The organism is Chelatococcus asaccharovorans (genome assembly GCF_003201475.1).
GTDB classification, from domain to species: domain Bacteria; phylum Pseudomonadota; class Alphaproteobacteria; order Rhizobiales; family Beijerinckiaceae; genus Chelatococcus; species Chelatococcus asaccharovorans.
In genome coordinates, this window is record NZ_QJJK01000001.1 from 139,748 (window position 1) to 162,224 (window position 22,477).

General features: G+C 65.5%; 23 protein-coding genes. 9 read left to right on the forward strand and 14 right to left on the reverse strand.

Annotated elements, in window-relative coordinates; genetic code table 11:
- Positions 1 to 14: 14 nt before the first annotated feature.
- Entirely contained in the window at positions 15 to 305 is a 291-nt protein-coding gene (locus C7450_RS00680; protein ID WP_110372470.1) for a YciI family protein, read from the reverse strand.
- A gap of 5 nt (positions 306 to 310) precedes the next feature.
- Entirely contained in the window at positions 311 to 1,324 is a 1,014-nt protein-coding gene (locus C7450_RS00685) for a zinc-dependent alcohol dehydrogenase family protein (RefSeq protein ID WP_110372471.1), read from the reverse strand.
- 110 nt (positions 1,325 to 1,434) lie between these two features.
- Here C7450_RS00685 and C7450_RS00690 point away from each other — a divergent pair, with 110 nt between their 5' ends.
- Positions 1,435 to 2,334 (forward strand): LysR substrate-binding domain-containing protein, encoded by a 900-nt coding sequence (locus tag C7450_RS00690; RefSeq protein WP_110372472.1) that lies wholly within the window; start codon positions 1,435 to 1,437, stop codon positions 2,332 to 2,334.
- A gap of 147 nt (positions 2,335 to 2,481) precedes the next feature.
- Here C7450_RS00690 and C7450_RS00695 read toward each other — a convergent pair whose 3' ends face one another.
- Complete coding sequence (locus C7450_RS00695; protein WP_110372473.1) at positions 2,482 to 4,017, reverse strand: aldehyde dehydrogenase; 1,536 nt, start codon at positions 4,015 to 4,017, stop codon at positions 2,482 to 2,484.
- A gap of 135 nt (positions 4,018 to 4,152) precedes the next feature.
- On the opposite strand from C7450_RS00695, the gene C7450_RS00700 reads away from it, so the two are divergent.
- Complete coding sequence (locus C7450_RS00700) at positions 4,153 to 4,848, forward strand: GntR family transcriptional regulator (RefSeq protein ID WP_170146981.1); 696 nt, start codon at positions 4,153 to 4,155, stop codon at positions 4,846 to 4,848.
- A gap of 206 nt (positions 4,849 to 5,054) precedes the next feature.
- Here C7450_RS00700 and C7450_RS00705 read toward each other — a convergent pair whose 3' ends face one another.
- Both C7450_RS00705 and C7450_RS00710 read right to left on the reverse strand, forming a co-directional pair.
- Positions 5,055 to 5,795 carry an SDR family NAD(P)-dependent oxidoreductase gene (locus tag C7450_RS00705; RefSeq protein WP_110372475.1) on the reverse strand — a complete coding sequence of 247 codons (741 nt, stop codon included), beginning with the start codon at positions 5,793 to 5,795 and terminating at the stop codon, positions 5,055 to 5,057.
- A 48-nt stretch (positions 5,796 to 5,843) separates the two neighbouring features.
- Positions 5,844 to 6,674: an alpha/beta fold hydrolase gene (locus C7450_RS00710; RefSeq protein WP_110372476.1), complete on the reverse strand. Its 831-nt coding sequence runs from the start codon at positions 6,672 to 6,674 to the stop codon at positions 5,844 to 5,846.
- A gap of 506 nt (positions 6,675 to 7,180) precedes the next feature.
- On the opposite strand from C7450_RS00710, the gene C7450_RS00715 reads away from it, so the two are divergent.
- From C7450_RS00715 to C7450_RS00730, 4 genes are read left to right on the forward strand one after another with little or no spacing between them, the layout of a single operon-like run.
- A complete protein-coding gene (locus C7450_RS00715) occupies positions 7,181 to 8,254 on the forward strand; it encodes a C4-dicarboxylate TRAP transporter substrate-binding protein (protein WP_170146982.1) in 1,074 nt (357 codons plus the stop codon).
- Positions 8,255 to 8,275: 21 nt separating this feature from the next.
- On the forward strand, positions 8,276 to 8,815 hold the full coding sequence (locus C7450_RS00720) for a TRAP transporter small permease subunit (RefSeq protein ID WP_110372478.1): 540 nt from the start codon (positions 8,276 to 8,278) through the stop codon (positions 8,813 to 8,815).
- On the forward strand, positions 8,815 to 10,122 hold the full coding sequence (locus C7450_RS00725; RefSeq protein ID WP_110372479.1) for a TRAP transporter large permease: 1,308 nt from the start codon (positions 8,815 to 8,817) through the stop codon (positions 10,120 to 10,122). Before C7450_RS00720 ends, C7450_RS00725 begins: the two co-directional genes overlap by 1 nt.
- Positions 10,123 to 10,148: 26 nt before the next feature.
- Entirely contained in the window at positions 10,149 to 10,985 is an 837-nt protein-coding gene (locus C7450_RS00730) for a hydroxypyruvate isomerase family protein (RefSeq protein ID WP_110372480.1), read from the forward strand.
- 327 nt (positions 10,986 to 11,312) lie between these two features.
- Here C7450_RS00730 and C7450_RS00735 read toward each other — a convergent pair whose 3' ends face one another.
- The 6 genes from C7450_RS00735 to C7450_RS00755 all read right to left on the reverse strand — a co-directional run bounded on the left by C7450_RS00735 (position 11,313) and on the right by C7450_RS00755 (position 16,847).
- The gene (locus C7450_RS00735; protein WP_110372481.1) at positions 11,313 to 12,698 is read right to left on the reverse strand and encodes an MFS transporter; all 1,386 of its coding nucleotides are present in this window, start codon (positions 12,696 to 12,698) and stop codon (positions 11,313 to 11,315) included.
- A gap of 241 nt (positions 12,699 to 12,939) precedes the next feature.
- Positions 12,940 to 13,923: a SphA family protein gene (locus C7450_RS00740; protein WP_110372482.1), complete on the reverse strand. Its 984-nt coding sequence runs from the start codon at positions 13,921 to 13,923 to the stop codon at positions 12,940 to 12,942.
- Between the two features lie 123 nt (positions 13,924 to 14,046).
- Positions 14,047 to 14,595: a cupin domain-containing protein gene (locus C7450_RS00745; RefSeq protein WP_110372483.1), complete on the reverse strand. Its 549-nt coding sequence runs from the start codon at positions 14,593 to 14,595 to the stop codon at positions 14,047 to 14,049.
- A 26-nt stretch (positions 14,596 to 14,621) separates the two neighbouring features.
- Positions 14,622 to 15,515 carry an HpcH/HpaI aldolase family protein gene (locus C7450_RS00750; protein WP_170146983.1) on the reverse strand — a complete coding sequence of 298 codons (894 nt, stop codon included), beginning with the start codon at positions 15,513 to 15,515 and terminating at the stop codon, positions 14,622 to 14,624.
- A 131-nt stretch (positions 15,516 to 15,646) separates the two neighbouring features.
- A complete protein-coding gene (locus tag C7450_RS33825) occupies positions 15,647 to 15,817 on the reverse strand; it encodes a hypothetical protein (RefSeq protein WP_170146984.1) in 171 nt (56 codons plus the stop codon).
- Positions 15,818 to 16,406: 589 nt separating this feature from the next.
- Positions 16,407 to 16,847 (reverse strand): GlcG/HbpS family heme-binding protein, encoded by a 441-nt coding sequence (locus C7450_RS00755; protein WP_110372485.1) that lies wholly within the window; start codon positions 16,845 to 16,847, stop codon positions 16,407 to 16,409.
- Positions 16,848 to 16,965: 118 nt separating this feature from the next.
- On the opposite strand from C7450_RS00755, the gene C7450_RS00760 reads away from it, so the two are divergent.
- The 3 genes from C7450_RS00760 (at position 16,966) to C7450_RS00770 (ending at position 18,706) form a co-directional block, all read left to right on the forward strand.
- Complete coding sequence (locus tag C7450_RS00760; RefSeq protein WP_170146985.1) at positions 16,966 to 17,769, forward strand: FadR/GntR family transcriptional regulator; 804 nt, start codon at positions 16,966 to 16,968, stop codon at positions 17,767 to 17,769.
- A 16-nt stretch (positions 17,770 to 17,785) separates the two neighbouring features.
- Positions 17,786 to 18,169, forward strand: coding sequence for a nuclear transport factor 2 family protein (locus C7450_RS00765; RefSeq protein WP_110372487.1), 384 nt, complete (start codon positions 17,786 to 17,788; stop codon positions 18,167 to 18,169).
- A 195-nt stretch (positions 18,170 to 18,364) separates the two neighbouring features.
- Positions 18,365 to 18,706: a hypothetical protein gene (locus C7450_RS00770; protein WP_210206332.1), complete on the forward strand. Its 342-nt coding sequence runs from the start codon at positions 18,365 to 18,367 to the stop codon at positions 18,704 to 18,706.
- A gap of 156 nt (positions 18,707 to 18,862) precedes the next feature.
- Here C7450_RS00770 and paaZ read toward each other — a convergent pair whose 3' ends face one another.
- The 3 genes from paaZ to pcaF are packed head-to-tail and all read right to left on the reverse strand — an operon-like array spanning position 18,863 to position 22,458.
- Positions 18,863 to 20,896: a phenylacetic acid degradation bifunctional protein PaaZ gene (gene paaZ / locus C7450_RS00775; RefSeq protein ID WP_110372488.1), complete on the reverse strand. Its 2,034-nt coding sequence runs from the start codon at positions 20,894 to 20,896 to the stop codon at positions 18,863 to 18,865.
- Positions 20,893 to 21,249, reverse strand: coding sequence for a 3-hydroxyacyl-CoA dehydrogenase NAD-binding domain-containing protein (locus C7450_RS00780; RefSeq protein ID WP_110372489.1), 357 nt, complete (start codon positions 21,247 to 21,249; stop codon positions 20,893 to 20,895). Before C7450_RS00780 ends, paaZ begins: the two co-directional genes overlap by 4 nt.
- 3 nt (positions 21,250 to 21,252) lie before the next feature.
- Positions 21,253 to 22,458 carry a 3-oxoadipyl-CoA thiolase gene (pcaF, locus tag C7450_RS00785; RefSeq protein ID WP_110372490.1) on the reverse strand — a complete coding sequence of 402 codons (1,206 nt, stop codon included), beginning with the start codon at positions 22,456 to 22,458 and terminating at the stop codon, positions 21,253 to 21,255.
- Between the last annotated feature and the right edge of the window lie 19 nt (positions 22,459 to 22,477).

The window sequence follows — 22,477 nt, forward strand, 5'->3', positions numbered from 1 at the left end:
CATGTTGCCGGCATTCAGCCGGCGTGCAGGAATTTGAGGCGCGCGTCCAGCGTCGACGGCCGGACCTCGATCACCTGGGCCGCCGCGACGCCTTTATGGACGAAGGGATCCCGTGCGGCGCGGCTTTCCACCTGCTCGCGCGTTTCTCCAATGGCAATGACAACGCCGCCGACGCGCGGAGACTGCCCTCCGGCCAGGACGAAAACGCCGTCATCGAAGCCTTGCTTCACCCAGGCCTTGTGATCGTCGAGCCAAAGGTCCACCTCGTCGAGAGGTTTCGTGTAGCTGAGCAGGATAAGAAACATGACGGTCACTCCGCGACGTCGATAACGATTTTCCCGAACGGCCCCCGCTCCAGATGGGCCAGCGCCTCCGGAAGCGCCGCCAGCGGGTAGCGCCGGTCGATCACCGGCTTAAGGTTGATGGCATCGAGCGCCCTCACGAAATCTTCGGCGGCGCGACGGGGCGCGACGAAGATGCCGCGCACCACGACCTGCTTGAGCAGGAGCGGAAAGGCGGGGGCGGCAAGATCGAGGCCCTCGATGATCCCGATCACCGCGATCTGGCCGCCCACAGCGGCGGCCTCCACCGACTTGCCGAGATTGGAGCCGCCGGCGATTTCGAGAACATGGTCGGCGCCGTGGCCGTCGGTCGCCTCGATCAGAGCCTTCACCCAATCTCCGTCGCGGCGAATGCCGATATCGGCGCCGAGAGCCTTGGCCCGGGCCAGCTTGCCGTCGTCGCTCGACGTCACGATCACCCTGGCGCCGTGCGCCTTCGCGATCTGGATGCCGAACAGGGCGACACCGCCCGTGCCCTGCACCAGTACGGTCTGGCCGGCGCGCAGGCCGCCTTCCTCGATGAGGGAGAACCAGGCCGTGACACCGGCGATCGGCAATGTGCTCGCCTCGGCGTCCGACAGGCTCCCCGGCGCGCCGACCAGCCAATCCTCGGGAAGGGACACAAACTCCGCGAGCACGCCCGGCAGCGGCCCGCCCAGTGTCATGCCGTTTGGATTCGCCGCCGATCCCAATTGACGACCATCGATCCAGCCGGGGACGTAGGTCGACATGACGCGGTCGCCGGGGCGAAAGCGGGACGTGCCCTCTCCGCACGCCACGACAGTGCCGGCGAGGTCGGAACCCGGCACGAAGGGAAAGGCGCGCCCGCTGCCCATTGTCCCTTCGAGCACGAGCAGGTCGCGATAATTCAAAGAGACGTTCGCAACGCGAACGAGAACTTCGCGCGGCCTCGGCTCGGGCTGCTCAACGTCGCCGAGACGCAGCCGGTGGCGGCCGAGAGCGTCGATCATCCATGCCTTCATCTGGTGCTCCTGTCGTGATGGCGACCCGACAGTAAGCGTGCATTTTGCGCTACAGTTGCTCTTAGTCGGCCTCATATCGTATCCATAATCGAACCAATGCGAGTGCGGTTATGGACTCTCTCGGCCTCACCTCGATCTTTCTGGCCTGCGTGGATGCCGGCAGCTTTTCCGGCGCCGGACGAAGGCTCAACCTCTCGCGCTCATCGGTCGGCAAGGCCGTGGCGCGGTTGGAAACGCAAATGTCCGTCCGGCTCTTCCACCGGACCACCCGCAGCCAGAGCCTCACGGAGGACGGGCAGCTCTATTACGATCATGCTCGCCGCGCCATGTCCGAGCTCGAGGCTGCCCGCAATGCTCTGGCGTCGGGCCGCCGCGAACCGAGCGGAACGCTGCGGGTTTCGGCCCCCCTCACCCTGGGCCGCCATGTCATCGCGCCGCTCATCGTCAGGCTCGCAGCCACCTATCCTCAGCTCAAGGTGTCGATGTCATTCGCCGACCGGCCGGTGGATCTCATCGACGAGGGCTACGACCTGACGGTGCGGATCGGCCCGACGACCGATTCAAGCAGCATCGCCGGCCGCCGCATTGGCCGGCAGTCTATGAAGATCTGCGGCGCGCCGTCCTACCTGGCCCGGCGCGGCAAGCCGGAAGCGTATGGCGATCTCGAAGCGCACGAACTCCTTCTCTACGGTCGTGCAGGCGCGGCACGGGGCTGGGGTCTTCCGGGCGGGCAGCAGCAAGTCCAGATCCTTCGCTCCGTCGGACGCGTGCGTTTTGACGATCTGGACGCTCTGGCCGACGCTGCGGCCGCTGGCTTCGGCCTGGCACGGCTGCCATCGTGGCTGGTGAAGAGCCGGATCGAGGCCGGGGAACTGGTCGAAGTCCTGCCGCAGGACGACCGCTCGACCTATGACATCATGCTGCTCTGGCCAAAGGGACCGCAAATGGCGCTCCGCGTGAGGCGCGCCATCGATCTGCTTGCCGCCGAGATGCCGGCCGCGCTTCGATGACCGACGTCTGGCCGCTCGGCTAGCCATGTCCTCCCCCTGGCTTTAGGCTTGCCCTGTGCTGTTTTCGCAGCACGGGCGGCCCGCTGCCGAGGGGCCGGGAACCGCCCGTGCAGAAGGAGGAGGGCGAGGTTCGCCCGCGCCCCCGCGTCAGTTCAGGCGTTGTGGGGCGTCGGCGTCGGCAAACCAGTCGAACCGCTCGTCGCTGGTGCGGACCATCACAGCCTTGGTGGTGAAATAGGCGTTGAACGCCTCCTCGCCATATTCCCGGCCGGTGCCCGAGAGCTTCACCCCGCCCCAGGGCGAGGCGGGATCGATGCGATGGTGGTCGTTGATCCAGACGATGCCGGCGTCGATCTGGTCGACGAACCGCAGCGCACGGGTGATGTCGTTGGTGCGGATCGCCGCGCCGAGGCCGTAGGGCGTGTCGTTGGCGATCTCGATGGCCTCATCCTCCGTATCGAAGGGGATCACGACGGTGAAGGGCCCGAACACCTCCTCCCGCGCGATCTGCATCTGGTTGGTGACGTCGGCGAAGACCGTCGGGCGCACAAAGAATCCGCCGGCCAGCGCCGGATCGTCGGGCACGACACCGCCGGCGACGAGGCGCGCGCCCTCCGCCTTGCCGGCCTCGACGAAACGGAGCACCCGCTGGCGCTGCTTCTCCGAGATGACGGGGCCGACCTGGGTGGCGGGGTCGAACGGATCGCCAACCCTGAGCGCATCCGCCCGCGCCGCGAGCTTCTCCACGAAGGGCGCATAGATGGAGCGGTGGACGATATGGCGGGCGGCGCATACGCAGGTCTGCCCCGCCCCGACGAAGGCTCCGAACAAGGCGAGATCCACCGCCCGGTCCACGTCGTAGTCGCCGAACACGAGCACCGGCGTCTTGCCGCCCAGCTCCAGGGTCTGGTGCGCGAAGTTGCTCGCAGCCGCGGCCCCGGCAAGCCGGCCGGATTCGGTGCCACCGGTGAGGACGAGCTTGTTGATGCCCGGGTTCTCGACCAGCGCCTTGCCGGCCGTAGCGCCATAGCCCGTGACGACGTTGAGGACGCCGGGCGGCAGCCCGCCGGCCTCGAAGATTTCAGCGAGCCGCAGCACCGTGAGCGGGGTGTATTCGGACGGCTTGACCACCGTGGTGCAGCCGGATGCAAGCGTCGGCGCGATGTTGCGGCAGGCGATCAGGAGTGGATGGTTGAAGGGCGAGATGTTCGCCACCACCCCGATGGGAAGCCGCTTGGTGAAGGTGAAGTAGGGACCCTCGACCGGAATCACATCGTCCCGCCTCGCGATGGCGAGGGCGGCGTTGTAGCGGAACAGGTCCGGCGCGCGGGAGATCTGCGAGCGCGTCTCGCGCAGCGGGCGGCCGTTGTTCAACGTCTCCAGATGGAACAGTTCCTCGAGGTTCCGCTCCATGAGCTCGGCGAGATGGATGACGAGCTTGCCGCGCTCGCGCGGGCTCATGACGGCCCACTCCGGGCTCGTAAGGGCGGTGCGCGCGGCCGCGACCGCCTGCTGCACCTCCTGCAGGCCGCCGTCGGCGACGCGGGCGATCACTTCGCCGGTCGCCGGCGCGTGCACGTCGATGAGGCGCCCAGAAGCGGAGGGCACCGAACACCCGTTGATATGATGGCCGAAGACCTTGACCGTGTCGGCGGCGGTTGTCGGGGCATGGGTCTCGCTCATGGGCGTCCTCCCTCAGCGTGAGTCAATTTTTGCAAACTATTTAATAATTTACAAATAATGTCGATTTTGCTAGTTTGCAATAGATTTATCGAATTGCTATCTCAGCTATCTCTGCGTCAGAGGGAGCCGCGTCCTGTGTCCGAAAAGCTCACCATGGGAGAGCGCGCCTATGAGCTCATCGCTCACCGCATCGTTTCCGGGCGCCTTCCGCCGGGCCTCAAGCTGAAGCCGGACGACCTGCGCGAGGACCTGCAGCTCGGCACCAGTCCCATCCGCGAGGCGTTGCTGCGGCTCGCCTCGGAGGGTCTCGTCGGCATGCACGGCCAGCGCGGATTTTACGTGCCGCAAGTCACGGAGGAGGATCTGCTCGACATCGCCATGGTGCGGACGCGCCTGAGCGTATGGGCGCTCGAAATGGCCATCGAGAAAGGCGACAGCGATTGGGAGGCGTCTATCGTCGCGGCCTTCCACAAGATGCAGTTCCTCATGAAGCGCGTCATCGATGATCCTCAGGCGCATTTCGAGGAATGGGAGAAACTCAACGCAGCCTTCCACCGCGCCCTCGAATCGGCGTGCGGATCGCCGCTGCTGCTGCGTTTCCTCCAGATCGCCTATGCACGCTCCGAGCGCTACCGGCGTCATTTCGTGCGCTATCCGGACCTGCTTCCCAAAGCCCAGGAAGAGCACAAGGAGATCATGGATGCGGCCCTGGCACGCGACACAATCCGCGCAACCGACGCATTGAGGACGCACATCCAGTCGGGCATCGACGTGGTGCTCGCCGCCATGCGCCGGCGCAAGGCGGCGAGCGTCCAGGCCGCGCCCGCCTAATGGAGCGAATTTGACATGTGAGTCCCGCCCGACATCAAGCTCCGGATCACATGTCAAATTCAAAAGCTCCACGAGAACCAATAACTTGCTAGTGGTTCTCTTGACTTCGACATTGGCTCCAAGGCCCGTATCAGGCGGATGCAAATGTCGGAGCAGAACCACTAGAATCGCGGCGCTTGCGGACGGCGCCCGTCGTTCGGTACGCCTCACGTCATGTAGCGGCCGGCGCTCACATGCAGCGTCTGGCCGGTCATGAAGCCGCAGGAGACGATGGCCTGGCACAGGGTGCCCACCTCCTCCGGCCGGCCCATGCGCCCGAGCGGCATGCTCTCGGGCGGGGGCAGCGGAACGCCGGCCAGCATGTCGGTCTCGATAAAAGCAGGAGCGAGGGCGTTGGCGGTGATCTTCCAGCGCATCAGACTTGCCGCATAGTGGTGCATCATGCCGACGAGCGCAGCCTTCGAGGCGGCATAGGGGGTCGAGATCACCCCGCCGTTCACGGCGGCGATGGAAGACAGGAAGACCAGCCGCCCAAACTCCATCTCCCGCATGTCGGGAAGGACCTCCTGGGTCACGATGAAGGCCGAGCGGACATTGGCCGCGAAGGTGGCGTCGAAATCCTCGACGGTGTTCTCGAACACCGGGCGCGCATTGCCGATGCCGGCATTGTTGACGAGGATGCCTACCGGCCCGAGCGCCGCGCGCGCGGCTGTAACCAGTGCGGCCGCCTGCTGGGGGTCGGCGACGTCGGCCGCGAGAGCAACCGCCGCGCCGCCGCGGCGGACGATCTCGCCCACCACGGCCTCGGCGGCCTCCCTGTTCCTCAGATAGTTCACCGTCACCGGACAACCGAGGTCGGCGAGAGCCAGGGCCATCGCCCGGCCGAGGCCGCGGCCGGCGCCGGTGACGAGGGCGTGGCGGGGGGGATCGAGAGTGAAGGGTGACATGGATGGGCTCCGCTGGAATGCAGGCAGATTTGACTGAAGGGCCGGCGATCAAGCCGAAGGGGTGTGCCGCAAGAGGAAATCACTCATGCACAGCATGAAGCGCTCCGGCTCCTCCATGAAGAAGAAGTGGCTCGCGCCTGCGAACTCCACCCATTCGGCCTGGGGCAGGCGGTCCACCATCCAGCGCGTCGCCTCGGGACCGCACAGCGGGTCCTCGCCTCCCGACATGATGAGCACCGGGCAGGCGATCTCGCCGAGGCGATCGAGAACGTCGTGCGCCTGCACCGCGTGGTTCTGCCGGCAGTAAGTCGCCGGCATACGGTCCGATGACGCGATCACTGCCTCTACCGCCGCCACCATTTCGGGATTGGCGTTGTAGAACCGTCGGGAGACGAAGTTCGGGATGGAATGGGCCGCGTGTGCCGCCCAGGACCCGCGCCATTCGAGCACCTCGCGCATGTTGTCGAGGCAGCGCCGGCCGATGGGCTCGAACTTCGCACAAGAGGCGAGCAGCGCCAGCGACTGCACGCGCTCGGGCGCCTTCAGGGCGATGATCTGGCCGATGGAACCGCCCATGGAGCGGCCGACCACATGGCATCGCGCGATTTCGAGGCGGTCCAGCAGGGCGATGAAGTCGTCCGCCAGATCCTCGAGCGTAACCGGCTCGTCCCGCTGGGTGCTGCGTCCGGCGCCGCGCGTGTCCGGCGCGATCACGCGATGGCGTTGCCCCCAGACGGAGATCTGCTTCGTCCAGGCCGTGTGATCACCGGCGAGGCCATGGATCAGAAGGACCGGGAATCCCCGGCCCTCGTCCACGAAGTGAATATCGTAGCCGCGCACGGCTTCCGTGGCGGTGTGAAAGCCCCTGGGCGCATTCATGTGAGCGTCTCTCCCAATTTGTTGCCGGGCACAATCTGTAAACACGATCATAATTTATATTTCAATCCATATTTACAAATTTATTGCTTTGTGCAAATTTCCATCGTGGTTGTGCTTGCGGGTTCAGCCAAAGCGGAGCGGTCGCGTCAATGCGGCGCGGTCAATGCGGCGCGACGGAGGCCCACTCGGCTCGTCTGTGATGCCGTCTGCCGAGGGCCGCAATTGTCGCGGTGGCCCCAGTTGGAGACTGAAGACGCGATGGCGGGAGCCAGGGTGCAAATTGCAGCCGCGGGGTGCTGCTGCGACCGCCCCCCGAAGGACTCGCAGCCGGGATGGCCGGTGCGCGGCGCGCTCCCGCATGCCCCGTCGCACGGCAAGCAGGAGAGGGATCGCCGGTCCTGAAAAGACCGAACGCAGGTCATGAACTTTGCAACTCAGCGCACCCTGTGCATCCGCCGAGGCCAGACCCTGAGTGCACCAACAAGAACAGATCCAGGGAGATGAGTATGAAACGCTTCGTATTCGCACTGACCGCGGGACTTGCTCTAGCGGCAGCCGGCGCTCTTCCGTCCGGCGCAGCGCGCGCCGACACGATCAAGCTCACTATCTCAACCGGCCAGGCGCCGGTCTTTCCTTACATCGGCCTGATCCGGGACTTCGCCATTCCGGAGATCGACCGGCGCCTTGCTGCGGAAGGCAAGCACAAGATCGAGTGGAACCAGGCCTACGCCGGCACGCTCGTGAAGGTCGGCGGCGAGCTCGACGCTGTCAGCAGCGGGCTCGCCGATGTGGGGGTGGTGCTGTTTACGGCGCATCTGTCGAAGTTGCCGCTGCACGCCGTCACCTATTTCGCCCCCTTCGCGACCACCGACGCGCGGCAGGCGATCCGGGCCTTCAACGAGACGCAGCAGGGCATGAAGGACTTCGGCGGTGTCTGGGCGCGCAACAATCAGGTCTATCTCGGCACCATCAGCGTGGAGGCGTTCAACCTCTATTCCAAGAAGCCGGTGCGCTCGATCGCCGACCTGAAGGGGCTGAAGGTGGGTGCCATCGGACCGAATATCCACTGGTTCCGCGACACCGGCGCCGCCGGCGTGACCTTCAACCTCGCCAACATCTACAATGACATGCAATCCGGCGTGTTCGACGCCGCCGTGCTGGCGGATTCTGTCGCCGCCGCCGTGCGGCTGGGCGAAGTTGCACCCTATCGCACCCAGATCGACTACGGCCCGATGGTCTTCGCCGGCATCACCATCAACAAGCAGCGCTGGGACCGCCTGCCCGCGGACGTGCGCCAAGTGTTCGGCGAGGTCTTTCAGGAGTACCAGGACAAGGTCGTGGAGTTGCTCGGCGCGCGTGCCCGCGACGGCGTCGCCGAGATGATTGCCAAGGGCATGACCAACATCGCCCTCACCACCGCCGAGCGGCGCGCTTGGGCCGATGCGATGCCCAACATCGCGGCGGACTGGGCGAAGGATCTCGATGCGCGGCATCTGCCGGCCAGGCAGGTCATCCAGACCTACCTCGGCAAGCTGCGCGCAATGGGGTCTGACCCGCTGCGCGACTGGTCGAACTTCTGATCCGGCGGCTGGGGCAATTCCATGGTCACTCGACTGCTCTCCTGGATCGCACTGGTTCTGAACGCTGCCGGAACCGTGCTGATCCTCATCCTCAGCGGGCTCATGAACGCCGACATCATCGGCCGCGGCGTGTTCTCGCACCCCCTCAACGGCGTCAACGAGTTCGCCTCCATGGCGATCGTGGCGATCGTCTTCCTCCAGATCACCGATGCCACGGCGGCCAACCGGCTCACCCGCTCCGACATGGTGCTGCTGATGATACAGAAGCGCGCGCCCCGCGCCGCACAGGCCCTGGAAGCCCTGTTCGACCTCGGCGGCGCGGTGCTGTTCGCCATCCTCGCCAACGCGGTGTGGCCGCTTCTGGCCGATGCCTGGCGGGAGGGCGAGTTCATTGGTGTCGAGGGCATCGCGACCTTCCCCACCTGGCCCCTCGACGCGATCGTGGTGTTCTCCAGCTTTCTGCTCGTCCTGCACTTTGCGATCAAGGTGATCGCCGATGTGCGCGGCATCGTCAGGCCCGCCGCGGCGGTCGCCGTCCAGCCACAGGAGCACGCGGTCTGATGGATCCCATCGTCATTGGCTTCATCTCCATTGCGGTTGCGGCGGGGCTCATCTTCGCAGGCATGTACGTGGCCGTCGCGTTGGCGCTCACCTCCTTCGTCGGCGCATGGCTCATACGCGGGGAGTTCGACATCGCCAGCCGGCTCCTGGCGCAAGCGGCGCTCGACAGCATCGCCAGCTACGACCTCGCGGTCATCCCGCTGTTCGTGCTGATGGGCAACCTGATGACCATCTCGGACATCGGCGCCGACACCTTCAAGGCCGCCAACCAGATCTTCCGCCGCATCACCGGCGGGCTCGGCATCGCCACCGTGGCGGCCAACGCCCTGTTCGCCGCCGTGACCGGCGTCACCATCGCCTCGTGCGCGGTCTTCACCAAGGTCGCGGTGCCGGAAATGCTGCGCTTCGGCTACACGCCGCGTTTCGCCACCGGCATCGTCGCCGGCAGCGGGCTGCTCGGCATGCTCATCCCCCCAAGCGTGCTGATGGTGGTATTCGCCATCGTTACCGAGGCGCCGATCCGCCAGATCTTCATGGCCGGCTTCATTCCCGGCCTTGTGCTGGCGACCCTCTTCGCCTTTGCCATCGTCTTCATGGTGAAGTTCATGCCCGAGAAGGCCGGCGTGGTGCGCTTGCCGGTCGACGAGGAACTGCTTTCGACCTGGAGCGTGGCGAAGGCGCTCGGACCGATCGTGACGCTGATCGGCGCCACCATCGGCGGCATCTATGCCGGCTGGTTCACCCCCACGGAGGCGGCGGCCGTCGGCGCGGCCGGAGCGCTGGCGTTCGCTCTCGCGCGGGGCAAACTGTCGTGGTTGTCCATGTGGCGGGCGTCCGTGGACACCGGGCACGTGACGGCCGCCATCTGCCTCATCGTCATCGCCGCGTCCATGTACAGCCGCATGCTCGCCATGTCCGGCGTCGCCGCCGTCATCGGGGACTCGCTCTCCGGCGCCCACGGCTTCTACATGACGGTCACGTTCTACGTCCTGCTGCTGCTGTTCCTCGGGATGTTCCTCGATTCCATCTCGACCATCCTGCTGACCGTCCCCATCGCGCTGCCGGTGTTCCTCCAGTTCGACGCCAACGTCGTGTGGTTCGGCATCGTCACGATCCTCGCCACCGAGGCCGGCATGATCACGCCGCCTTTGGGCATCGCCGTGTTCGCGGTGAAGAGCGCGCTCGGCAACCAGACCATCGGCATCCACGAGATCTTCCTCGGGGTCGTCCCGTTCTTCCTGATGACGGTCCTCACCGTGGCGCTGCTCGTCATCTTCCCGCAACTCGTGACCGTCGTGCTCCGCTGAGAGCGGCCTTCGAGAGGAACACGGCCATGGCGCGCTTCGCCCCGAACTTCTACCACCACTACCTGGAGCTGCCCGTGCGCGAACGGTTCGCCGCCGCCCGCGCCAGCGGCTTCGACGCCATCGAGTGGCACTTTCCCTACGAGCTTGCGGCCGACGCACTGGGGGTCCTCTTGGACGACAACGGCCTCGCCTTTCTCTACGCCGTCATGCCGGTTGACTGGACCAGGGACAAGGGGCTGGCCGGCCTGCCCGGCCGCGAGGACGAGTGCCGCGCCGCTGCCGAGCGGGGGCTCGCCTTTCTCTCGCGCGTCGGCGCGGGCTCCATGCAGGTCGGGGCCGGTGTCGTCCCGGAGGGCGCGAGCCGGGAGCATTGCGTGGAGGTGTTCCAGCGCAATCTCGACTGGATCTGCGACCAGGCGCGGGGCACCGGCGTCGACATCGCCATCGAGGGCGTTTGCAACGCCCGCTTTCCCGGCTGGGTGGTGCAGACCATCGGCGAGACGGCGGAGGTGGTGCGCACCGTGAACAGGCCCAACCTCAAGCTGGTCTACGACACCTATCACCTGCGCATGGAGGAAAAGGGTCCGCTGACCCCGCTCCTTGATCTCTACTGGCCCCTGATCGGCCATGTGCAGATCGGGAACGCGCCCGGCCGCCACGAGCCGGGCGTCGGCGAGGTCGACCTCTTCCACATCATCGACGCCCTGGAAGCCAAAGGCTGGACGCGGCCCATCGGTCTCGAATTCGATCCCGCGAGCGACACCTGGAGCAGCCTGCGCTGGATGGAGCGATACGGTTATCCGGCCTGCACGGCGCCCGCCAATATAAAAGCTGGAATGCCGGCACGACGTTCTTCTGTTTGAATGAATGCTCCGCGCAGATTTAAACACTTTTATACGCTGATATATACTTTCTGTTACTGGCCATGAATTCCAGCTTAGATGGAATCGTCTGACACCATCTAAGTCTATGAATTTGCTCGTTAATTTCTGAGCAACGCCAAGTCCGCAAAAGACGGACTTGCTCTAGTGGTTCGACTCCGACATTTGCATCCGCCTGATACCGACCTCGGAGCAAATGTCGGATTCAAGAAAACCACTAGCAAGTTATTGGTTCTAGTGGAGCTTTTGAATTTGACATTTGATCTGGGGCTTGATGTCAGGCGGGACTCAAATGTCAAATTCGCTCCACTAGCGGAGCCGCGGATTCATTTTTTTGCGCTTTTCCCGGAGCGGCCGCTCCGCGCCCTCCGCGCTGGCGTAGAGACGCCATCGTAAGGCAAAAACGGCGGCCGCAGCCCCGAGCGAAGTCAATGCGACCAGCGGGAAAAGAATGGCTTGGTCCACGGCGCCCCCGACCAGGACGCCGCCAATCACCGGACCGGCAATGGCGCCAATTCGGCCGACGCCGACCGCCCAACCGATACCGGTGGAGCGCAGGTTGGTCTCATAGAAGGCGGCGCAGAGGGCGACCGTGCACATCTGCGCGCCGAGGCTCATAAAACCGGCGGCAAATGCCGCCGAAAAAAGCAGCCACGTGGATTGTCCAATCAGCCCCATCGACGCGATCACGCCGGCGCCGACGGCGAATGCGGCTCCGACCACCAGCGCGGGCCCGAAGCGATCTCCCGTGCGCCCGATCAGCAGGCAGCCGCAAATGGCTCCCAGGTTGAGGACCACCACGGCGAGGACCGCATTCTGCATATCCCCGCTTTCCCGCGCCACGAGGAGTGGCAGCCAGTTTATGAGGAAGTAGGTCAAAAGCAGGCTGAGGAAAAAGGCGCACCAAAGCAGAAGCGTGCCTGTGGCGCGTGTGGGGGTGAACAGCTCGGCGACCGAGGCCTTGATCTCGTCGCGGGCGTGGCTGACGCCGTCCCACCGAACAGCGGGAAAGACCCGCGTCATGATCCTCGCCGCCTCATCGGCGCGACCTCTGGACATCAGGAATTGTGCCGATTCAGGGATAAAGCGCCAAAGGAGGGGTAGGCTTAGAAGAGGGGCTGCGCCCGCCACCACGAAGACGCCCTGCCACCCGATCTTCGGCAGCAGTACGGCCGAGGCCGCTCCGCCGACGACGGCGCCGAAGGGAAAGCCGCAGAAGACGCCGGCGACGAGAGTCGTACGCAGCCGGCGGGGCGCATATTCAGCGGTAAGGGCCACAAAACACGGCAGCGCCCCGCCGAGGCCCAGCCCGGTAATGAAGCGGACCAGGATGAGCGTCCGGACGTCTTCGACGAGGACCGTCGCAAGCGTTGCGAGCGCGAATAGCACGACCGCGCACAAGAGTGCCGGCTTGCGGCCGGCGACGTCTGCGATCCGGCCCACAGCCACGGCGCCGACGAGACCGCCAAACAGGCCGGCGCCGAACACCGCACCGAAGTCGCCCGCCGAAACATTCCAATGGTGGGCGATCTGTGGCGCGACGAAGGCGATGGCCTGGGTGTCGAAGCCGTCGAGCATGGCGACCAGGCCGCAGAAGGCGACGATACCGAGCTGGGCTCGGCTCAGTCGGGTGATATCGAGCATCTCGTCGAGCGTCTTCGCCCGGCCGATGGACGTGTGATCTATAGTCTTCACGGACTGTTCCTCCCGAGCCACCTGAGACAGAGCCGACGAGCCCTACGGGGGCTCATCCGCCGGTCGCCCTCCGACGTTTTGATTGTTACTGAATCCGTCGCCCATAGGCTGCCCACTCGGGCAGGCGGCGCGAGCACGGGTTGCCCAGCCTGCATCTCGAGCTGAGCGGGGGACGTGTTCTCATTCCCAAGCTCGGGGGCGCTTCCTCAAGCAAACTGAAACAATTTGCCCGGATCACATTCTAGAATGCCATCAGGCGGAAGTTGAGGTTGGCATAGATGCGGAAGCCCTGGCCGATCGCCGCGGAATCCGCAGCAATTTGCGTCGGCGAACCTCCGGAGGCGCTCGACTGCAGATCCGACAGTCCCCACATCGTCAGTTTGACCGGTCCGAAGTCGTAGCCGACCATGGCCCCTACGCTCCACACGTTGAATCGCTTCATGAAGATGGCATTGTTATAGAAGGGACTTGATACGTCGCCGGTCAGCTGCCCCACATAGGAGGCAACCGGCCCGAAGGTCCACTTGCCCACCGCCTTCGTGGCAACCAAGTCAACATGCAGCAGATTGCCGCTCTGATAGCCGGTGTAGGTGTTCTCGGTATTGAACTCGCCGTAGATGTGGGTCGAGAGATTCCATCCGTCTTTCAGGTAGGAAATGCTGAACTTGGGCATCAGGGTCCACCAGGGATTACCGACGCTGGAGAGCCCGGTTTTCCCGGAGATGGTTCCGTCGGGAATGCCGACGCCGAGCCCGGCCTGGACGTAGAATCCGCTGTCAGCAAGCTTCCAGCTCAGCAGCGCCGGGAAGACGACTGTGTTGTGCATGCCGGCCTGGGACGAATTGACCGGGGCGGTGGTGCTCGACATGTTGAACGGCTGGACGACGATGGCCTCGTATTTGGCGCCGAGAAACGTCCATCCCGGAGAGAAGAGGAGTCCGGTTGCCCAAGTGGCCGTTTGGGCGTGAGTGGGGCCGCTCGGAAGATGGGGCGCGCCGGGTCCGACGAGGTCGCCATAGGCGCCGAACGCGATGTTGAAGCTGTAGAGACCATTGGGCGGCACAGCGGCGGTGGTCGCCATGAACACGCCCGGCGGCAGCAGCCAGCCGGGATAGCCCCGCTCGAAGGCCGCGGCTTCGTGCCCCCATGAAAGGCTCGCCGCGGCGGCCAGGGCGGAATAGCCGGCTGCGCGCCGCAGACTGGTCCAGTACTGTGCGAACGTCATTATTTGTTCCTCCCGGTGATGCTGATGCTCTTGTTCGAGCTCTTGTTCGAGCGCTTTCTCTTCTCGACTTCGCCGTTGAATTGCGCGACATCTTGGCGAATACGCGCCGGCGTCCCTCTGATGCTACTTCGACGTCTCCTTGTGAGCCGGTGCCGCGTCGATCATGCAGCCGACCAGCAGCGCGGGGGCGCTCGAGCGGTTGCTCCAGGCGTGGTTGGTCCCGCGGATGACGACGGTGTCGCCGGCGGTCATGAGCACCTCCTCCACATCGGTGACGAGGTAGATCTCACCCTTCACGCAGACGATGCAGTCCAGCGTGTCGGTGCGATGCATGCTCGGGTGCCGCTGGAGATCCTCGTCGCTCGGAGCGTGCTTTTGCTCGACCTCGAGATTGAACTCGAGAAGCCGCTTCCTGTGCGCACTCTTGTCTTCAGCATCGGGCGGAATTTCCAGCGCCCGGAACAGCATTCCGCCGGGAAACGGCTCGCGGGACTTGAGGTCAAGCCCGCGGTCGTCGGCGAGGCTGTTATCGACCGGGACTTCCCGCGTGCTCCAGAGGGTCGCGCGCCAAAAAAATCCCGGGCTTTCCTGCACATTTGTCGCTTCGGTCATGAGCACGGCGGACCTGCCACCGGCGTCCGGGCCGACCACGTATCGCTTCAACTTCGCCATGGGTGCCAGCTCCACGCTTTGATCGCTCAGGATTTGAATGCGCTCGGCGGCAGCGGCGGCCGGGTGAAGGCGGTGCCGTCGACCGCCTCCCTGAGCGCCCGCGCGGTCTGCTCGCATGTCTTGCGGAAGGCCAGGGCATCAAGGCCGAGGCAGAAGATGGAGACGCCGTCTTCCAGCGCCTTGCGGCAGGTCTGCGGGGTGGGGTCGAGAACCGGGCCGCCGATGACCGCCACGTCGTGCCGGCGCGCCGCTTCGAGGGTCCTGCGGTAGGCTTCCTGGACTTTCGGGCTTGCCATCATGGCCGTGCCCTCGCCCATGGCGTAGGCGAGGTCGCCGGCGCCGAACACGATCATGCGCACATCGGCCATGGCGCAGATGTCGTCGATGCGCTCGACGGCGTCCGGGTGCTCGATCATCGGCACCAGCGCCACCTCGTTGTTGTTCCACTGCGCGTAGCGATCGAAGCCGTTGAAGGCGTAACGTGCCGCCCGCGTTGCCGGGCAGATGCCGCGCATGCCCTTCGGCGGGAAAAAGGCCGCGCGGGCAGCCGCCGCGACGTCCGCCGGAGACTTGACCATAGGCAGGAAGATGCCCATCGCGCCGGCCTCGATGGCGCGGCGGATATCCGTCTCGGCATGGGCATCCGCCACCCGCACGAAGGGAACGAGGCCCGCATTCTCGGCCACCGCGATGACGGCTTCGAGCGCACGAACGTCCGCGCCCGAATGCTCGGCGTCGAGCATGACGAAGTCAAAGCCGGTCAGTCCGAGAATCTCGATCAGCGCGACATGTCCGGTGAAGCATTGCATTCCCAGGGGAATCTCGCGATCGGCGAGCATTCGCAGGATGCGGTTCGGCTCCAGCATCATTTCCTCCAGCTGCGCCAGGACGACGAGCCGTTCGGGCTCACGACCAAACACCAAGTGACTTGGTCACCTTAACATGATTGCTGATGAAGGGAAGGCCGCCGGCTCACCATTTTCATGCCGCGCGACGGTAAATGTGATCCGCGCGCCACATTTTGCTGTATAATCAACGCGTTGGAACGGATCTAAAAAAGCAGCTCGGTCGTCATCGGAGCGCTGAAATCGTACAGCATGGCGATCGCGCGAATGGCCGCGACGTCGACGGGCGGCGGGCGGCGGGCAAAGATCGCGGCGGCGGCCGGTTGCTGGGTTCTGTCACGGGCCGGGGCCGAGACGCCGACGGTCGCGTCCGTCAAGCAGCAACAGCACTGAAGCTGTCGACGACCGGCGCGCCGCCGAGTGAGCGAATTTGACATTTGAATCCCCGTTTGCGTCACGTGATTCATTCAAATGTCAAATTAAAATCTCCAATATAATCAATAAGTTACAACCACCACCCCCCCCGATGCCGACATTTGCTCGATCGCCCTCGATCAATGGGATGCAAATGTCGGGATCGGGCCACTAGTGGAGCGAATTTGACATTTGAGTCCCGCCTGACATCAAGCTCCAAATCAAATGTCAAATTCAAAAGCTCCACTAGAACCAATAACTTGCTAGTGGTTTTCTTGACTCCGACATTTGCTCCGAGGGTGCTATCGGGCGGATGCAAATGTCGGAGTCGAACCACTCGAGCATAATCTGACCGGAGTGAAACGAGGATCGATAAGATTATGCTTGAAATAAAAGAAGTTAGAGCGCCGATCTGATGCAATCAGATCGAAACGCGCTCAAGCCTGAACCGGTAGGCTGGCCGCGCGTTCCTCCGTCCGGCACGGCGGTCGGGTCGACGGTCTTGCTTCTGCGTTCCGGACGCCCTCTCCAGGGCGCCGCACCGGTCGTCGATCAGGACGGATCGGCACCCGCATCCCAGGAGTAGGTCGTCGCCTCGATGCCGGCGATCGCGCAGGCCTCGTCGTGATCAGGGAGGTCGCCGCTGACGCCCACCGCTCCAACGATCGCCGCATCAAGGGGCGAGCGGATAAGGACGCCGCCAGGGACGGGAATCATGTTGCCCTTGGACAATGCGCTCAAGCCGACGAAAAAGGCCGGGTGATGCTTGGCGCGGCCGACGAGCGCCCGCGTACCCATGCCAAGGGCCAGCGCGGAAAGGCCCTTGGCCTTGGCGATGTCTTCGCGAAGCAGGCTCGAACCGTCTTCCATCTGGAACGCGACGAGGCATCCGCGCGCATCGAGCACGGCCACGCTCATGGGATTGAGCTGCCGAATACGCGCCATCTTGAGCGCCGCCTCGGCGATCACCAGTGCTTCTTTCAACTTTATCATGGTCTCTCCGCTCCGTCTCGATCGGGCTTTGTCCACCGCCGAGCCCAGAATTGACGATCCGCATAAAGTTTGCTAGTCACTTGGTGTCTTGATCGGGATGGAAATCGGATTTGCGGGAATGGCGCGTGACCAATTTGCCGGCGAAAAGGCCTCGATACACAAGGGCAACGTCGCCGATCGCATCTTCCACGATTTGCGTGATGGCATCGTGTTGGGTCGGTTCGCGCCGGGGTCCAAGCTGCCCACCGAGCGCGATCTCGCGCGTCACTACGACGTAAGCGCTCCGACGGTACGCGAGGCCATACGGGGGCTTTCGCTGATCGGCCTGCTGGACGTCCGGCACGGCAGCGGAACCTATGTCACCGCCAATTCCGATGCGCTGATCTCGCTGTCGCTGAGCACGCTGATCCAACTCCGGAAACTCGGCGTCGTCGAGATCCTGAGCGTGCTCGGAGTTCTCAACGAGCTCGCCGCCAGCCAGGCCGCGACGGTCGCGACGGCGGAGGATCGTAAGGCCCTGGAGGCTGCGCTCGAGGCCTTCGCTTCCGTCAAGAGCGTGCCCGAATCCGCGCAGGCTGTGCTCGCCTTCCATTCGGCCATGGTGGCGGCGGCCCATAACCCGCTGCTGACATCGCTGTGCGGCTTCCTCATTCAGCTCCAGACGGAGCTCGCCCTCGAACTCGCCGGCTCTTCCACGACGGCCTGGCGCAAGATCTTCGCTAAACTGCATCCGAGCCGGGTCAAGCTCGTCAAAAGTATCATCGCGGGGGATGCATCGGCCGCTCGGAAAGCCGCCGACGCGTTTCACGCCTTGGCGACGCAAACGATCAGCTCGCTTCCCCGCGCGCAGGAAGTGCGCCTCACCGATCCGCGGCTCGGAGACTTCCTGTCGTCCTTGATCGAGCGCATGGGGCGCTCCTGATCCACGGGAGTTGTCGATGGGAGCAGCTCTTGCATTGTCCGAGGACATCGTCCTGGAGCTGGAGGCATCGCGGCGCCTGGCGATGCTGAACGGCGCGGCGGACGATCTCGACCGACTTTTGGCCGAGGACATGCTCTGGGTGCACGCGTCGTCGGCCGTGGACGGGAAGGCCTCATTCATCGCGAAGTTCAGGGCCGGCGATTTGCGATGCTTCGACCTCGACTATACCGAGCCCTCGATCCGCCTGTACGGCCGCACCGCCCTGGTGAGCGGGACGGTGAACATGGACGTCGCCGTTTTTGGCGAGCGCAGGCGCTCGACCAACAGCTACCTGTGCGTCTGGTCCCTCGTCGGCAATGCGCCGCAGCTTGTCCATTGGCAGTCGACACGGGTCTCATAGGGCGTGGCCCGCCCCCAGGGCCAGGTCATTCTCGGCCTGTCGTCCGCTGCAGTCCCCGCAGAGGACGTTTGATCCGATCCACCGGCGCGGCGGACCGACGCGGCATCGGGGCCGACGGAGGCGTGACGCTGCCACCGGTCTCGCCGCTGGGCGGTGTGACCCACGAGATACTTCCCCACCGATGGAGCGATCGACGTGGTGTCTTCTTTCCTGGCCTGTGCCGGCGTCACAATCATTAGCGCCGCGGTCAGCCTCGGCTTTTCCGTGGCCGCGGTGCGAACGGCGCCGGCCGAGGCGCGCGGCGTGGCCCAGTACGCTACGTCCCGCAGCGCCGCCCTGCTCATCGCCGGCTTGCTGGCGCTCGCGGCGGCTCCCGCATGGCTCGCGGCCATCGCGCTCACGATGGTCCTGGTCCAGGCTGGCGACGCCGCCATCGGCGCGCGGAGCGGATCGCTCCTCAAAACGGCCGGGCCCGCGGCAACGGCAATCTTCAATCTGGCCGCCCTCCTCTGGATGATGTCGACGGCCAGCACCTGATTTCGACCGCTTCTCCGTATCTCCGCCGCAACCGAGCCTCTGGGCATCTGAGCGGAACGGGCCGAGCCAAGGCGCGGATGCGTCAGCATCTTCGATGCCTTGGTATAAGCCCCCGAAGTTGTCAATTGCGCGCTGAACCGCAACGGCTTTGAGACTTTAGCCCCGGCGGCTCATGGTGAGCAGTTCGTAACGGGCCACGGTGTCGTTGTCCTGGTTGAACACCTCCGCGTCCCAGCGCACCTCGCCATATTCGGGCTTGCGGGCTGGCTGCTTGGTCTTGACCGTCAGGCGCACGCGGATGGCGTCGCCCGGCGAAACGGGCTTCAGGAAGCGCAGCGAATCGAGCCCGTAATTGGCGAGCAGCGGACCCGGCGCGGGATCGACAAACAGGCCCGCCGCGAAGGACAGGATGAGATAACCGTGTGCCACCCGGCCGGGGAAGAAGGGATTGGCCTTGGCCGCCGCCTCATCCATGTGGGCATAGAAGGTGTCGCCGGTGAAATAAGCGAAATGCTCGATGTCCTCCAGCGTGATGGTGCGGGAGGCCGTCTCCACCGTGTCGCCCACGTTCAGGGCATCGAAGGTGCGCTTGAACGGGTGCTCCGCCGTCACCGGCGCCGGTGCCCCGGAAAGCCAGGTCCGCGTCAGGGCGGAAAGGCGGGCGGGCGAGCCCTCGATGGCGGTACGCTGCATATAGTGGAACACGCCCCGCAGGCCCCCCATCTCCTCCCCGCCGCCGGCCCGGCCGGGGCCGCCATGGACGAGGCCGGGGAGCGGAGAGCCGTGGCCGGTGGATTCCTTGGCGCAGTCGCGGTCGATCAGCACGAGGCGGCCATGATGGGCGGCGATGCCGAACACCAGATCCTCCGCCACCGCCGGATCGTAGGTGTAGACCGAGGCGACGAGGCTGCCCTCGCCCTTCGCCACCAGCGTCAGCGCATCCTCCAGCGTGTCATAGGCCATCACGGTGGCGACCGGGCCGAACGCCTCCACCGCGTGGGGTGCCTTGGCTTCCCGCGGGTTTGGGCAGCGCAGCAGCACCGGGGCCATGAAGGCGCCGATGGCGGCGTCCGCACCCACCGGCGCCACCCGATCCGGATCGCCGAACACGATCTCCGCCTCGCGCGCGATCTCTCGCACGGCCGCCTGCGTGGCGGTGCATTGCGCGCGGCTCGCCAGCGGCCCCATGCGCACGTCGTCGCGGCGCGGATCGCCCACCGCGACGGCGGCGAGGCGGGCGGAGAGCGCAGCGATCACGACGCTTTCCTGCGCCCTGGGCACGATGATGCGGCGGATGGCGGTGCATTTCTGGCCTGCCTTCACCGTCATCTCGCGCACCACCTCCGCGATGAAGAGGTCGAACTCGGGCGTGCCTTCCACGGCGTCCGGGCCGAGCACCGCGGCATTGAGCGAATCCCGCTCGGCGATGAAGCGCACCGCATTGCGCGAGACCGCCGGATGATCGCGCAGCGCCTGCGAGGTCACGGCTGAGCCGGTGAAGGAGAGCACATCCTGCCCGGTGAGATGGTCGAGCAGGTCGCCCGCCGCGCCGGCGACGAACTGCAGTGCGCCGGCAGGCAGGATGTTCGCCGCGACGATGAGATTCACCACCGCCTCGGCCACATAGGCGGTGGCGGTGGCGGGCTTGGTGATGACGGGCATGCCCGCGAGGACGGCCGGCGCCAGCTTCTCCAACATGCCCCAGCAGGGAAAGTTGAAGGCGTTCACATGCACCGCGACGCCGTGGAGCGGGGTCAGCACATGAAGGCCGACGAAGGTGCCGTTCTTGGACAGGCTCTCCGGCGCGCCCTCCACCACGAAGCGCTCGCCCGGCAGTTCGCGCCGCCCCCGGGAGGCATAGGCGTAGAGCGTGCCGATGCCGCCGTCGATGTCGAAGAAATTGTCCCGCTTGGTCGCCCCGGTGTCGGCGGCGAGCGCATGGAGCGCATCCTTGTGGGCGGAGAGATGGGCCGCGAGCGCCTTCAGCATGTCCGCGCGCTCATGGAAGGTGAGGCGCCGGAGCGCCGGCCCGCCGACGTCGCGCGCATGGCGCACCATGGACGCGAAATCGAGCCCGCGGGTGGAGGCCCTTGCCACCACCCGGCCGTCGATGGCGCTTTGGATGTCCACGAGGCCGGCCTGCGGCGTAAACCAGCGGTCGAGGGCGTAGCTGTCGAGGATTTTCGTCATTGTGTCCCTCCCATGGGAGCGCCGGCCTTGCGGCAATCTGAAAATGTCCCGCCCGCTGCGGCGCGTTCGAGGTCGAAATAGGAGGTGTTGGTGGCCAGCACCGCGCCCGCCTTCGCCACGTCATTGGGACGGCGGAAGATGTCGGTTTTGACGCCCATGTCCTCGAATGCCGCCTCGCAGCCGCCGCCCAGCACGATGGCGGATCGGGATGCATCCGTATCAAGCGCGCGGACCGCATCGAGCAGCCCCTGCCGCACGCCCTTCGACAAGGCATTCACCGGCGCATGGTCGATGATGACCGCCGCGACAGCGCCATGCCGGGTGACGCAGACGGCGGAAGCCAGCGCGGCCACCGCTCAGACCCGCTCGATGAGGGCGGCGATGCCCTGCCCGACCCCGATGCACATGGTGGCAACCGCGCGCTTGCCGCCGCGTACCTCCAAAGCGCTCACTGCCGTCATGGCGAGCCGCGCGCCGGACATGCCGAGGGGATGGCCCAGCGCGATGGCGCCGCCGTGCGGATTCACATGCTCCGCATCGTCCTTGAGGCCGAGCTGGCGCAGCACCGCCAGCGCCTGCGAGGCGAACGCCTCGTTCAGCTCGATGAGATCGATGTCGGACAGGGAAAGGCCGTTCTTCGCCAGCAGCTTCTGCGTGGCCGGCGCCGGGCCGATGCCCATGATGCGCGGCGGCACGCCGGCCTGCACCACGGAGACCACGCGGGCACGCGGCGTGAGGCCGTATTTCTTCGCCGCCGCCTCCGAGGCGAGGATGAGGGCGCCGGCGCCGTCATTGACGCCGGAGGCATTGCCCGCCGTCACCGAGCCACCTTCCTTGCGGAAGGGGGTCTTCAGCGTCGCGAGCTGCTCCAGCGTGGTATCGCCGCGCGGGTGCTCGTCGCGCTCTACCAGTACGGAGGCCTTCTTCGTCTTCACCTCGATGGGGACGATCTCGCGGGCGAAAAAGCCCGCCTCCTGTGCCGCCTTGGCCCGTTGCTGGGAGCCGTAGGCGAACAGGTCCTGATCGGCGCGCGAGATGGCGAAGTCGGCGGCGACGTTCTCGCCGGTCTCCGGCATGGAATCGACGCCGTATTGGGCCTTCATCAAAGGGTTGATGAAGCGCCAGCCGATGGTGGTGTCGTAGATTTCCGCCTGCCGCGCGAAGGCTTCCGTCGCCTTGCCCTGCACGAAGGGCGCGCGGGTCATGCTCTCGACGCCGCCGGCGACGATGAGGTCGGCATCGCCGGTCATGATCGCGCGGGCGCCGATGCCCACCGCGTCAAGCCCGGAGCCGCAGAGCCGGTTGACGGTGGTGCCCGGCGCGCTCACCGGCAGGCCGGCAAGCAGCGCCGCCATGCGGGCGACGTCGCGATTGTCCTCGCCCGCCTGGTTGGCGCAGCCGAGGATCACGTCGTCCACAGCCTCCCAGTCCACGCCGGGATTGCGCGCCTTGAGCACGCGGATGGGATGGGCGGCGAGGTCGTCCGCCCGCACGTCCTTGAGGGCGCCGGCATAGCGGCCGATGGGCGTGCGCGCGAAATCGCAGATGAAGGCGTCAGCCATGATGGGTCTCCGAAGAATG

What these genes read in the sequence shown, in the direction of transcription:
- C7450_RS00680 (WP_110372470.1), bottom strand. Translation starts at nt 305, where the DNA reads ATGTTTCTTATCCTGCTCAGCTACACGAAACCTCTCGACGAGGTGGAC.
- C7450_RS00685 (WP_110372471.1), bottom strand. Translation starts at nt 1,324, where the DNA reads ATGAAGGCATGGATGATCGACGCTCTCGGCCGCCACCGGCTGCGTCTC.
- C7450_RS00690 (WP_110372472.1), top strand. Translation starts at nt 1,435, where the DNA reads ATGGACTCTCTCGGCCTCACCTCGATCTTTCTGGCCTGCGTGGATGCC.
- C7450_RS00695 (WP_110372473.1), bottom strand. Translation starts at nt 4,017, where the DNA reads ATGAGCGAGACCCATGCCCCGACAACCGCCGCCGACACGGTCAAGGTC.
- C7450_RS00705 (WP_110372475.1), bottom strand. Translation starts at nt 5,795, where the DNA reads ATGTCACCCTTCACTCTCGATCCCCCCCGCCACGCCCTCGTCACCGGC.
- C7450_RS00710 (WP_110372476.1), bottom strand. Translation starts at nt 6,674, where the DNA reads ATGAATGCGCCCAGGGGCTTTCACACCGCCACGGAAGCCGTGCGCGGC.
- C7450_RS00715 (WP_170146982.1), top strand. Translation starts at nt 7,181, where the DNA reads ATGAAACGCTTCGTATTCGCACTGACCGCGGGACTTGCTCTAGCGGCA.
- C7450_RS00720 (WP_110372478.1), top strand. Translation starts at nt 8,276, where the DNA reads ATGGTCACTCGACTGCTCTCCTGGATCGCACTGGTTCTGAACGCTGCC.
- C7450_RS00725 (WP_110372479.1), top strand. Translation starts at nt 8,815, where the DNA reads ATGGATCCCATCGTCATTGGCTTCATCTCCATTGCGGTTGCGGCGGGG.
- C7450_RS00730 (WP_110372480.1), top strand. Translation starts at nt 10,149, where the DNA reads ATGGCGCGCTTCGCCCCGAACTTCTACCACCACTACCTGGAGCTGCCC.
- C7450_RS00740 (WP_110372482.1), bottom strand. Translation starts at nt 13,923, where the DNA reads ATGACGTTCGCACAGTACTGGACCAGTCTGCGGCGCGCAGCCGGCTAT.
- C7450_RS00745 (WP_110372483.1), bottom strand. Translation starts at nt 14,595, where the DNA reads ATGGCGAAGTTGAAGCGATACGTGGTCGGCCCGGACGCCGGTGGCAGG.
- C7450_RS00755 (WP_110372485.1), bottom strand. Translation starts at nt 16,847, where the DNA reads ATGATAAAGTTGAAAGAAGCACTGGTGATCGCCGAGGCGGCGCTCAAG.
- C7450_RS00760 (WP_170146985.1), top strand. Translation starts at nt 16,966, where the DNA reads ATGGCGCGTGACCAATTTGCCGGCGAAAAGGCCTCGATACACAAGGGC.
- C7450_RS00765 (WP_110372487.1), top strand. Translation starts at nt 17,786, where the DNA reads ATGGGAGCAGCTCTTGCATTGTCCGAGGACATCGTCCTGGAGCTGGAG.
- paaZ (WP_110372488.1), bottom strand. Translation starts at nt 20,896, where the DNA reads ATGACGAAAATCCTCGACAGCTACGCCCTCGACCGCTGGTTTACGCCG.
- pcaF (WP_110372490.1), bottom strand. Translation starts at nt 22,458, where the DNA reads ATGGCTGACGCCTTCATCTGCGATTTCGCGCGCACGCCCATCGGCCGC.